10 protein-coding genes are annotated in these 12,232 nt (G+C 34.7%); all 10 read right to left on the bottom strand.

Annotated features, from left to right (window positions below; genetic code table 11):
• A partial coding sequence (locus Q0Q74_RS13300) for a hypothetical protein (RefSeq protein ID WP_294431605.1) occupies positions 1-1,581 on the bottom strand: 1,581 nt, incomplete at its 3' end.
• Positions 1,582-1,596: 15 nt separating this feature from the next.
• Positions 1,597-3,597 (bottom strand): site-specific DNA-methyltransferase, encoded by a 2,001-nt coding sequence (locus Q0Q74_RS13295; protein WP_294431604.1) that lies wholly within the window; start codon positions 3,595-3,597, stop codon positions 1,597-1,599.
• A gap of 12 nt (positions 3,598-3,609) precedes the next feature.
• The gene (locus Q0Q74_RS13290; RefSeq protein WP_294431603.1) at positions 3,610-4,101 is read right to left on the bottom strand and encodes a hypothetical protein; all 492 of its coding nucleotides are present in this window, start codon (positions 4,099-4,101) and stop codon (positions 3,610-3,612) included.
• A 3-nt stretch (positions 4,102-4,104) separates the two neighbouring features.
• The gene (locus Q0Q74_RS13285; protein ID WP_294431602.1) at positions 4,105-4,725 is read right to left on the bottom strand and encodes a hypothetical protein; all 621 of its coding nucleotides are present in this window, start codon (positions 4,723-4,725) and stop codon (positions 4,105-4,107) included.
• Positions 4,722-5,756 carry a virulence RhuM family protein gene (locus Q0Q74_RS13280; protein WP_294431600.1) on the bottom strand — a complete coding sequence of 345 codons (1,035 nt, stop codon included), beginning with the start codon at positions 5,754-5,756 and terminating at the stop codon, positions 4,722-4,724. The genes Q0Q74_RS13285 and Q0Q74_RS13280 overlap by 4 nt, the downstream gene beginning before the upstream one ends.
• Entirely contained in the window at positions 5,757-8,585 is a 2,829-nt protein-coding gene (locus tag Q0Q74_RS13275; RefSeq protein ID WP_294431599.1) for a DEAD/DEAH box helicase family protein, read from the bottom strand. It lies immediately after the preceding gene.
• A 100-nt stretch (positions 8,586-8,685) separates the two neighbouring features.
• Positions 8,686-10,494: a DUF262 domain-containing protein gene (locus Q0Q74_RS13270; protein ID WP_294431598.1), complete on the bottom strand. Its 1,809-nt coding sequence runs from the start codon at positions 10,492-10,494 to the stop codon at positions 8,686-8,688.
• 12 nt (positions 10,495-10,506) lie between these two features.
• Complete coding sequence (locus Q0Q74_RS13265) at positions 10,507-10,719, bottom strand: helix-turn-helix transcriptional regulator (RefSeq protein ID WP_294431597.1); 213 nt, start codon at positions 10,717-10,719, stop codon at positions 10,507-10,509.
• 157 nt (positions 10,720-10,876) lie between these two features.
• Positions 10,877-11,758 carry a DUF72 domain-containing protein gene (locus Q0Q74_RS13260; protein ID WP_294431596.1) on the bottom strand — a complete coding sequence of 294 codons (882 nt, stop codon included), beginning with the start codon at positions 11,756-11,758 and terminating at the stop codon, positions 10,877-10,879.
• A 74-nt stretch (positions 11,759-11,832) separates the two neighbouring features.
• Positions 11,833-12,232 (bottom strand): hypothetical protein (locus Q0Q74_RS13255; protein ID WP_294431595.1); only part of this gene is annotated, 400 nt, incomplete at its 5' end.

Below are 12,232 nucleotides of genomic sequence, written 5' to 3'. Positions count from 1 at the left end.
TTTGTCATTTAATTCAGCACTTTTAGTTCTGTATTCAATTATTGAATTCCAAAATGGTTTTTCTACACTTTCTGGAATTTCTAATTTATCAATACCCTCTACGGGAGAATTTAATAGTTTTTCTATAGATTGAGCTTTGTCAATCAACTTAAGAATCGCTGTTATTCTTTTAGATTCTAATAAACTAAAATCATATTTATCTACTAACTCTTTATGGGATAGAATAAGTGAATCTTCCATTATGGATAAGCAATATAATTGCTCTGCATATTTTCTTATTTTTTTACGACAATCATCAGGTAGGTTGTTTATTTTTGAGTTTTCATTTTTTAACAATTTTTCATAGTCTTCCTTCGATGAATAAAAAAGTTCATATAATACGATTTCCAAGTATTTATCATTTGCTGTATTATTTATTGATTCCCATTCAGATGGAGTAAAACAATCTGGTTTCTTTGTTTGAAAAATCTGCTCTATATAGTTTTTACCAGAATCAGATGCCAATCCCCTTATCCATTGCTCTAGATTTTTTAACCACCACTGTTCTATATCTTGCTTAATTTTATTTTTTTCTATATCAGAAATTGTATTTATATCTAATGCATCTTTAATAAATTGATCAGTTTTCGAAACATTGTAAATATCATAACATCTAGATTTTATAAATTCTTCATATGATGAAAATATTTTTTCTCTTTCTGTTAGCCAATCAGATTCTTCTACTGAATCTGGTTTAAAAATTGAAAGAATTTCCACATAGTCATTTTTGCCATACAACATGTTACGCAAATTTCGAAATTCTTTGAGGAAATAGTCTTTTGTAGTTGAAATGATTTTTTTCTGTTCCTCATTATCAAGTTTTAATTTATTGATTTTATCATTATTCAAGTAATTTAGGGCAGATGACTCTTGCAATCCTTTTGCAGAAATGAAGTAATCTCTTTTTATAGATGCTATTTCATTCTCAATTGCCATTCCTCGTATTTCTTTCCATCGCGATTCTGACAATAAAAATGGTTTGTCACAAGAAAATATTTTCTTTCGGTGATATTGTAAAATAGAAGTAATCCAATAATCGTCGATAAGATTTTTTACACCAAATAACAAATAAAACAACATAGATACAGCAAAAAAAATCAATGCAAATCCAACCTTTGTTTGAGAAGAAAAAACTTCTGTTGCTTTTCCTTTATCATGCTTAATATCTATTTTTAAGGAATCTGAACCATTAATATTCATTGTTATAATGATAGAACCGTCCTTTGGAAGTTTTGAATAACAAATCTGTTTCCCATTACTATCAGTCAGTTCAAATTCTTGAATATTATCTTGTTCTGAATATTTTTTTATTTCATATTTTTGAATATTACCATTCAATGTAATTACTAAGTTTTCTGCAGTTGCGTTTCCAACATTTTGAATTCTTAACTGTTGCACATAATCTTTTTCAGATGGAATAGAAATTGGCGCTGAAAGATTATATTTCACATCTATTTTTTCTTTGTTTATGTACAAAGTAAATAAAGCTACAAATATGCCTGCAATAACAGTGCCCAAAACCCCTAAAAGAAACTTTTTCATAAGTTACATCTCTCCTTATACCTTCCACACAGTCTCATCGCCACAGATATTCCTGATTTTCAGACGCAGCGGTTTTGTTTCGCTTTTGATTGTGCCGTCCCAGAAATCTTTTGTTTTTGTGCCGTTTTTGATAACAAAACCGAGTTTGTCTATTTTGATTTCTGAATCTGAATGCCACTCACCTTCTGTTGCAGTACAATCCACGCTGAGCCATTCAATGAGTTCCAAACCTTCTTCTGAAATGATGATTGGCTTGAACTTTTTACCTTTTGAATTGAGTTCGCATTTTTGATTGTAGGCGTTTATATGGCGCATAACACGGTCGCTCATAAATGATTTTATAACTAGTTTATATTCCGGGATAAGTTCTTCCTGAACTTCACTTACTTCAAAGACAGCGGTGTCTTCAATCACTATTTCATCAAGCAGTTCTTTTAAGTCGCGGAATTCGATTTTTGCAAGGGTTGATTTGTCTGATTTAACGAACTCTTCAATTTCTGCAATATCCGCCACATCAACATAATAAATTATGACACGACTTGGAGTAAAAGGAAGATTGCCAAGATGCTCATGCAGAATGCGGCTTATAAAAGGCTTGTCCAAAATCTTGCATTCACTGTTTTTTAAGTCAGGAAGATACACTGGAACAGTACCGTCCTTTATGCTTTCTATACAGCCCGCCCAAAAATCAGAAAGTCCTTCCATTTTTCCAAGTCCAGGCACAAGAGACTTTAGTTTTTCCATTGTTTGAACAGGATTTCGGAACAGGGAAACGCCGTCTTTAATTTCTAAGACAGAAAAAGAAGCAAGCGTTTCTTTTTGAGTGATAAGTCGGTCGCGTACAGTCTGAATTGAATTGATACCGACATCACAATGAATAAAGCGGCGATTAAGCTTATTTGCTACAGCTGCCGTTACACCTGAACCACCGAAAAAATCTGCGACAAGCATATTTTCATTGGACGAGGCTTTGATGATTCGTTCAAGCAGGGTTTCCGGTTTTTGAGTCGAATAATCAACTCGTTCATCGGCTTGAGAATTAACTGCATAAACATCAGTCCAAATGTCTTGAGCTGGAACACCTGGCATTTCATCTAAATACTGCTTGTAACGTGGTGTTTTATTCTCAGTATAATACAGACGATTTTCTTTTTCATATTGCTCCATTGTTTTTATTGGACAACGCCAATAACCGACTTTCCCTTTCCAATCATAAGTGTATCCTGCCCCCTGTAACCCTTTTGCAGATAAATCGCGGTCAAGAAAGACCCTGCCATCAGGATCTTTATGCCTATAATATGTATCTATATAATCTTGTGAATAAGGAACATATTGCGTTGTAAAAAGATAATCATTAGATTTTGAATAGTAATAAATCGTATCGTGTAAATTTCCAAATCCAGTACTATCATTGTGAGCAGTTGAACGTTTCCAAATAATCTCATTTCTAAAATTATCTTCCCCGAAAATCTCATCCATTAAAATCTTTACATAATGCCCTATGTGATAATCAAGATGAACATAAATGCTTGCTGTCTCACTCATCACGCTTTTTATTGCGCACAGGTTTTCATACATCCAGTTCAGGTATTTTTCTTTATCCCAAACATCGCCGTACATTTTTTCTTCAAAACTTTTCAAATCTTCAATCTCAAGTTCTTCTTCTGCCTGCTTCAGGGCTTTGGCAAGATTGGGATTCTGACGGATATACACAGTCTTAGAATAATCTGCACCGCTCGCAAACGGTGGGTCAATGTAAACTAAATCAACAAGAATGCCTTTTTCTTTTAAATAAGCGCACGCAGAAACACATTCCCCTCGAATCACAAGGTTCTGCTTTGCTTTTTCAGCTTCTCCTACAGTTTCAAGAGTCTGCATTTCATACAACGGCATTCCGCGCAAAAGCTTACCTTTTATGTCGTAGTTTCCTTTATAACGGAGTGTACGAGTAAAATTATCAAGAAGTGCCTGCCCTTCAATCGGCTCCGGGGTGTATGGGATGTATTTAATTGGCATTTTTGGTCTCCATTAATTTAGAATATTAGTTTCCTGCTCGTCTGCTTTTTTCAATTCCTTTTCTAAACTTAGGAAATACGTTTCTATTTTATCTAGATTTTCATTCAAAACTTCTTCAGAATTGCTTAGCATATGAGCAATTGTTTTTGATATTTCTGTTTGATTTATACTTGCGCAAGTAAGTATGTTTTCATACTTTGGCGGTAAATCATTAATCATTTTATCAAATTGCCTTTTTAATAAAGAAACCTGTTCATTTATCATGTTTGCTATATTCTGACCACGAGGAGGTTTTGTTTCTAATGCAGGATTCTTATAATTTCTAATGCAATCAACATAACTTTTCATCTCTAAAACTAATCCCAATGACGCTTTTACAGTATCACGATTAAGTAATGCTTTTGCTTTTTTAGCATAAGTATTAGCTCTTACAGCTCCTATTATTGATGCAATCATACAAATAAAAGAAATTATTGTCAGAATTGTATTAAAATCAACTTTCATATGCTAATTCTCCCAATGCTTCAAGAGTCCAATACCAAAATGATACTCTGAAGCTAATTTTAAGGCCCATTCTTGAGACCAACCATAATCTTCCACTAAAAAACACTCTAAATAAGTTTCAGACAATTCTCTGTAATCCCCATTTCTATAAGCAAGACATATAAAATCAAACCATCTCTTTCGGTCTAATGGATGAATTGAACCTGTAGATTTATTTGCGCAATCTGAAAAAGCTTTTAGAGAAGCTATTGTTTCGTCTTTTAGGATATCTTTTTCATATAGTTCGTCATTTTCATTAAATAGAACTGATAGCTCTGATTGTTTCTGTTTATTAAAGAAATCATTATAAAATAGTTTTAAAATTCCATTATACTCATCATAAGATAATTGATTTTGTGTAAGAGGAATAATATTTACAATTTCAAACTGAGATTCACTTTTATATATTGATAAACCAGCTATAGGGAACCTGTCTCCACTGTATATTATTTTCAAATAATTAGGCATGTTCTTGTCATTTCCTAAGAATTTCCAATAATTAGGTATTTCACCAGATAGGGATTCTTCAAATTTTGCTAAGGCTTCTGTTGTTCCATTTATTATCAAATCTTTATAAATTTTCATTCTCCAAACTCCTCCAAGAACAAATCGTAATCACTCTTAAACAATCTATCCTGTACGATTCTATATTTTTCAAATTCGCTTTCTGCGTGAAGTTTTGCCTGTTCCGCACTTATTTTTCCAGGACCTGTTAGAATTTCATTGCCGTTAAATTCCAAAAATCCGTCCAAGCGTTTTGCCCAATCTTCCATACTCATTGGAATATGACGTTCAGCCTGCATTTCTGCATAATCTAGATATAAAGAAACAAGTCTTTCCATAAAACTCATTTCTTTTTCTGATAAATAGTTTTTTGCAATAGTTACGTCTGCTTTTATGATTTTTCCAGAAGGTGCATTTTCCCAAGTTGTAAGACCCATGTGTTCTTTTTTTGCATCAGCGCGCTCCACAATAAGTTCTGCTGCCGTATGCCTATGTACAGCATAATGCATTTTATTCTGCACCATCTTAAAGAATTCTTTTGTTGTAGTAGCATCCTTGTCATAATCAAAGGCCGTTGCATATAAGTCAGTAACCTTTTGATAAAACTTTCTTTCTGAAAGCCTTATTTCCCTGATTTGCTGAAGCTGGCGCTCAAAATATTCATCTGTAAACATGTGTCCTTTTTTCAGTCGCTCTTTGTCCATTGTCCAGCCTTGAATTGTATAATCCTTGACAATTTGACCAGCCCACTTTCTAAACCTAACGGCACGTTCATTGTTTACCTTAAAACCAACAGCAATAATCATTTGCAGATTATAGTGTGCAACCTCACGAGAAACAGTTCGTTTTCCTTCATTTTGAACTATTAAAAAATTTTTAATAGTTGCCTCTTTTGTTAATTCTCCATCGTCATAGATTTTTTTAAGATGATAATTTATATTTGCAACATCAACATCATATAAAGCTGCCATCATTTTTTGGGTTAGCCAGATATTCTCGTCTTCATATCTCATTTCATAACTTTCAGGAGAATCACCTGTTGCTGCAATGTAAGTAAGATATTCAGCGGCGGAACTTCTGATTGTGATTTCTTTAGTTTTCCTCTTTGCCATTTACATTTCCTCCCCAAAAAATGCATTAACATGGATGATTGTCTTTTTAATTCTTTCTTCGTCCGACTCATTATCTTGCAGATAAAGATATGAGAATTTTTCAGCGCCTGTTTTTTCATTGTTCATCTTTATAAAATACTGCTCAACAAATTCCCTGCGGGCAATGAAATTCGGGTCATTTGCATATAAGCTGCCTTTTGTTTCAACAATTAAAACTTTTCCGACTTCGTTTTCTGATTTCCTTTGCAAGATGATAAAGTCAGGTGTATATTCACCGACATTTGACCAATCTTTTTCAGTTTTTTTATAACAGTGAATCCTAAAATCAGTCAGATTTCGGTCACCGTTATAATAGACTTCAAGATTAAATTTTGACACGCACTCTTCCTTTAAAACTTCTCCAAGAAATTTCTGTTCAAAAGAGCTGTCTGTTTTATAAGGAAGATAATGGAAAGTTCGGTCTTTATTTGGATAAGGGCAAGCCTTATTTTCAATATCATCAGCCTCTTTATTCAAACCTGCTGCACGGAGGGCTGTAACGGCAGTTTTTGTCTTTTCATCGATTTCAATTTTTCCAGATTTATCTGCGTCAATTATCTTTTGAACTTCGATTTCTTCAGGATAATAATCCTTAATTTTAGATGACGCAACTTCGACTTGTGGCGAAAACTGTTCTATGCACAGCAATCTTACTGATTCTTTTATAAATTCTTCCCTGACAGAAAAATCTCGTTTTTCATAAAAGGCAGTTCTGATGAGTGAATTTAATTTTTGTATGTCATAATGAGAACTGAAATATGTCTCGCCATCAGCTTTATATGAGACTTCATTAAAGACCTTGCGCAATGCCTTGTCATGTTCATGGAGTTTTGCAATTGTTACAAAACCAAAACTCTCTCTCGCTATTTCATAAAGCCAAGTATTGTATCGTGCCGGAAGTTTTCCATGCTCAGAAGAATCAATATCGATATTTGTGAAATCTGCTTTCCTGACATCAAACTGTTTATTTATAACTGCTTTCTGCTCAGAATTTTTTACAGCATTTGAAATAACATTATCAGTATCAGGCTCTTCCACAAGCAGAGTGTCATATTTGATTGAATATTGATACAGCGGTATTGGAGGAAGCTTTAAATGCTCAGTACGATTATATCTGTTAAGCGTTTCGGTAGCACCTCTTGAGCCCTTCTGGAATTCATCAAGATTGATATGCTGCTGTTGCTCAAGTTGCTTTTTTAGTTTTTCCGCATTTGTCTCATTTAAATATATTAAGGCAGTTTCTTTTATGCCTCGCTCAACCTGACGCAAACATCTACATGAAGTTTGCAAAACCATATTTGTAGGACAATCCCCCTCTTGCGAAAGAATTACCCCTGCAAGGCTCCTGCAGTTCCATCCTTCTTTTCCAATCTGACAAAGGAGTATTATTCGTATTTTTGATTCACTTCTATCAAGAATCCTGAACTGATAATCACTATCCTGTGGCTTAGGATGATTTTTATTTCCATCATGATAGCGCAAAATATGCTCATTAGGATTCAGTCCGTACTCCATGATGAGATTTGAAATAAATGGATAAACTTCTTCTTCAAGAAAATCTATTCCTTTTCCGCAATAAACCGCAAGTTTAGCCTGTAGTGTGCGTGGCGAGCGGTCATAAACGGTGTCTTTATATTTTTGTAAGAATTCACGCACACCGCTTTCAACAATCTGCATACTGTCTTTATTGTCAGAAACCTTTACGGTTGGATATTTCAAGAAGTTTCCTATTGCGTCTACAAGCGGATAATAATAAACGGTATTAGAAATATCAGACGAAGCAACAGAAAGAGAATCTGTAACAGGTATTTTTTCTGCTTTATCCAAGTATGGTGTACCAGAAAAGCCGATTACATTTGTCACATTTTTCTTTTCACCATTTGCCCAACGGTTCACCACAGAGCGGAGTTTTATGTCACCATCTGTTGCATGATGAACCTCGTCGATAAAAACAGAAAGCTGTGGCAACTTCCCAATCCAGTAACGCAGTTCATTTGCCTCACGGTCTTTTGTTTCCGAACTTTCTTCAAATAATTCTCCCTGCTCTGCACGAACAAGTCCGTCAAGAATAACCTTCTCAGCATTTGTTACGGCCACAAGGCCTGTTAAATCCTCAAATGGCTGATGTAAAGCCAGCTTCTGAACATTCGGATTTTTAGTTCTATTTGATTTTTTTGCAGATTTGTTTTCATCCAACACTTCAAAAATTATTTGTCTTTTTATTTCGCTGGCTGTTGGTTCGGGCAAAACCCAAGCCGGATTAAATTCCTGAATTGTTCTAAGGCTTGGAATAACCGAAGTTTTTAAGCCCGACGGAGCCAAAATAATGAAGTTTCTGGCAAATCGGCTGTCATCAGGATTCTGCATTGCAAAATACAAATCAATATAAATGAAAGCCGCCATCAAAAATGTTTTTCCGGCACCCATCGGAAGGCTGAAAAGATAATCGGAATATGTGACACCATAAAAAATCTTTTTGAAAATGCCCTCATAATCAATGCTTTGAGGATTCTTTTTTATTTCATCCGCAAGTTTTACAGAAACCTGTTCACCTCTATTATTTTTTTGTGTGGCATACTCATACAAGGCGAGGGCCGCTTTATTATGCAAAAGAGTCTCGCGGGCAAGCGTAGAAAGTTCCATGCTGTTCAAATCTACCTCTGAAAGAGAATTAAAGGCTCCATTGCAAAAAAGCTCATAAAGAGGTTTATTATCACAGGCTATTTTCAAAAAAAGATATGTCTTTATTGCTTCTATCTGTGCATCACGAAGTTCCCCAGTAGAAATCATATAAAAAATCAAATTTTTTATTTTGCACTCATCAGAAGAGAACCATTTTGCGCATGCTTTTTGAATCATTGTGTGAAGCATTTTTATTAATTTCCTTTTTCTATTTCAAGCTTTCGTAATATTCTTTGATTTTAGCTGCCATAAGCTTTCGTCTTTCATCAAGGAATCTATTAAAATCTTTTACATCCATTTTAACAAAATCTTCTGGAACACAGTTTGCCTTAAGATTCTGCATAAGTTCATCTTTATCTACAATTCCACCATATACAGGCTTTTTATCTTCGCACTGTTGGAGGACTGTAGCCATATATTCATTTGGCGCTGTATCTTTTACTTTAATGTTTATTTCAGATTGTAAATAAACATAATTTGCAATTTGATTATACATTCCCTTATCCTTAATTCCATTGTTTATTAAATACTGTTTAGGGAACAAGTGATGAATATCACCTCTCTGTTCAATCATTGATTTAACATCAATCTGTTCAGAAAGAAATCCTTTATCGCCAGCTTTAACTTGAGCCATAAGATATACATTATAAAATGGACTACTTGCAACAGCGGTGTTAAGTCTTGTAATAAGAACATTACTCCAGAATGCTTCAGAAAGAACACCGGCTTCAGTTTGCTCAATGTATGTAATTGGATCTGCTGCATCTACAAATCGAGTAATATCATAATTGAACATAGATTCAGGAGAACCAGAATATCTACCAGTAAGAATTGCAAGTACAATCCACCGTCTTACAGCTCGCTCAATAATTACTGAATCAATCTTCTTTTCTCTAAGAGCAAGGTAGAGAATGTAACCGAAATTCATAACGTTATCAGAACGAACAAGTGATGAATCTATAATTCCTGTAGATTTTACAATCATTAAATATCTTTGGAAGTTAGTCTTATTTACAAATTGCAAAACACTTTCTTTTAAGTCTTTAAATGACTGTTCAGCAATTTCTTCTCTAAATTCACGAGTCTTAAAATCACGGCCACTCAGCAAGCTAACAAGGTCAGCCAGTTTACCACGATGGAATTTTGAAGTAAATGCAACTCTCAAAAGGTCTGTATAATCTGGTTCATAAATATCTTCGTTTTCATCTTTTATCCAAGCAATTGCCTTAAACTCATCCGTATTTGCAAAATCAGAATCATTATTTTTTATAGTATCGAAATCGCCAGGATTCTGAAGAAGATGACAAAAATAATCTATTGTCTTACGGATTAAATCGCCTTTATATCTTTCATTTGAAGATATCTTCGACATAGCAAAATCTGCTTGTGAAAGGACTTTGCCTTTAGAGTTGATTCGAATAAAAATATCTGTGACACTATCAATATCAAGACCAGAAGAAAGATCTATTACACCAAGGCTATTGTTCTGAATCTGACTTAAAGTATTGATTACTTTGTTAATAGAACTTTTTTCAGCATTATCTGTGATTTTGTTTTTATCACAATATTCATTTACAAAAGAAAAAGCATCAAAACCGGGCTGTAATATAGTTGAAATATCTGCAATCCACTGAATATCTTTTTCTATAGCAGGGTTACAAGTTTCAAATCTCTCTTCTTTTGGATTAAATGCAATCTTAATTCTCTTCTTTTTATAATCCGCACCAACAACTTCAAGACCAACAATTGCAGCGGTTAACGCAGTAATTCTCTGCTGACCATCAATAATGATTTTCTTTCCAGAAGAAATAGTTCCATCTTTAAGTTTTACATCAGGATTCTGCCAAACAATAATATATCCAACAGGATATCCTTTATATAATGAATCAATTAAATCACGAACCTTTGTAGGGTCCCAAACAAAAGGTCTCTGTATTTCTGGAATTGCAATAGTTCCATCTCTAATACTAGAAAGAAGTGAACTAACCATAATATTGTTTACGTTATACTGTGCCATTTTATATTCCTTTTAATCCTCAACTTTATTAATTACACAAATATCGCCCACATCGCAATTAAGGGCTTTGCAAATACGCTGGATACTTTCCATTGAAATAAATTCACCTTTAGTCAGTTTAGCCAGAATATTCGTTGAGATTCCTGCCATCTCAATAAGGTCTGTTTTATTCTTGTGACCTAGCTCCTTATAACGAGCCCAAAGTTTACTATAATCAACTTGCATAATATAGAAGATTATACCACACCTTTGTGTTTTAAAGCGGAAAAATATCACGATTTCGCAAAATATTTTTATTCCCGTTATTTGTAGAAGTTTATCACACAACGGTGTCATAGAATGACATTGAAATAAAATATGTTGACAATTTTGCGAATTTTTCTTAATTTTCGCCGCTTTCGTCCATCCCTATCATTTCTTTCAGCTTCAGCCCATTCTTCGCCCCACTCCCATTAGGATGATTGTTAAAGTAGACCTGCACTTTCTTTCCTTCCCGTTTTGCCTGCTTTATTATAGGAACAAACTGTGCTAATTCATTTTCCGAATAGTCATAACAGTAACGGGCACTGCCATTTGGAGATTCCCCCGCAGCGTGCGTCGCTTTCGCACCGTTTGCATGAGTGGAAGTTATTGACGTTTGCACCTTCGGCACATGTGCATACCACGCCCCTTCATTCCGGCCATGCAAGCGTATATATGCATTTTCTCCAATAAAAGGCGTCCCCATCACAGTACCATCAGGAAGATTCTTAAGCTGAGGCATATCACAAAAAACAATACCTGCCTTCCGCTTTTCCAACCCTTCAAAAACAGATTCCCGAATCCACTCTTTATGCCGAAACTCTATCATCACCGGAAATCCTTCAAACTCTGCAATGAGTTTTGCAAGGTAAATCCGGTTATCGTTTGTGTAATGAAAGCTTTCCGGCAGCTGAAAAAGCACTGCAGATAGACTTTCTTTTTCGTTCAGAGGCTTTAGTGCTTCCTTAAAATCCTCAGCCGCCGTCTGCCAGTCAGCCCCAATTTCATGAGTCAAAAGCCTGTTCGCTTTCACACTGAAGTTCAGCCGCCCTTCAGAGCGCTCATAAAAACTCATCAATCGTTCTGCTGTCGGCATGTTGTAAAAGGTATTATTCAGCTCCAGTGCGTTGAACTGAGTCGCATAATAAGAGAGAAAATCCTTCCGCTTCAAATCCTCAGGATAAAATACGCCCTTCCATTCAGGGTAATCATATCCGCTGGTGCCGATTAACAGGTCTGACATTTTATTCTACCTCCAGAATGTTTATCTTCTTTTTCTTTAATAAAAAGGCATACGCTCCACTTGATACAATACTGTCAAAAGCGTTTCCGATACCAAAAAGCAATGCCTATTAAAGTTGGTGTCCACACACTCGCTAGATACAGAATAAAGGCAACTCCGTAATAGATAGAGTTTGTTACAATCGATTCGAAAAGCATGTAATTTGTTTTTCCAAGACCATAGAACTCACAGTCAAATACATTCTGTAAAGCATACAAAACATAAAATCCAAGAAGTACCATAACAAGATTGAACATCTTATCTACATCGGAAAATTGTAAAACGTTTGCCATGAATGGTTTCCAGGCTGGAATAGTAGCAAACCAAATTACACAGACCATAATCGTAACCGCAAAATAACCAAGAGTATTATTTTTTACAGCTTTTTCATCTGTACTCACTTCCTTCTTTATTAATTCTCCAAGTTGGATTATT

The sequence above is a fragment of the uncultured Treponema sp. genome, from assembly GCF_946187725.1.
GTDB lineage: Bacteria > Spirochaetota > Spirochaetia > Treponematales > Treponemataceae > Treponema_D.
This window is presented reverse-complemented; position numbering and strand designations above follow the sequence as displayed.

Bases quoted from the DNA above. Each gene is read 5' to 3' on its own strand.
- Q0Q74_RS13295 (WP_294431604.1), bottom strand. From the start codon at position 3,597: ATGCCAATTAAATACATCCCATACACCCCGGAGCCGATTGAAGGGCAG.
- Q0Q74_RS13290 (WP_294431603.1), bottom strand. From the start codon at position 4,101: ATGAAAGTTGATTTTAATACAATTCTGACAATAATTTCTTTTATTTGT.
- Q0Q74_RS13285 (WP_294431602.1), bottom strand. From the start codon at position 4,725: ATGAAAATTTATAAAGATTTGATAATAAATGGAACAACAGAAGCCTTA.
- Q0Q74_RS13280 (WP_294431600.1), bottom strand. From the start codon at position 5,756: ATGGCAAAGAGGAAAACTAAAGAAATCACAATCAGAAGTTCCGCCGCT.
- Q0Q74_RS13275 (WP_294431599.1), bottom strand. From the start codon at position 8,585: ATGATTTCTACTGGGGAACTTCGTGATGCACAGATAGAAGCAATAAAG.
- Q0Q74_RS13270 (WP_294431598.1), bottom strand. From the start codon at position 10,494: ATGGCACAGTATAACGTAAACAATATTATGGTTAGTTCACTTCTTTCT.
- Q0Q74_RS13265 (WP_294431597.1), bottom strand. From the start codon at position 10,719: ATGCAAGTTGATTATAGTAAACTTTGGGCTCGTTATAAGGAGCTAGGT.
- Q0Q74_RS13260 (WP_294431596.1), bottom strand. From the start codon at position 11,758: ATGTCAGACCTGTTAATCGGCACCAGCGGATATGATTACCCTGAATGG.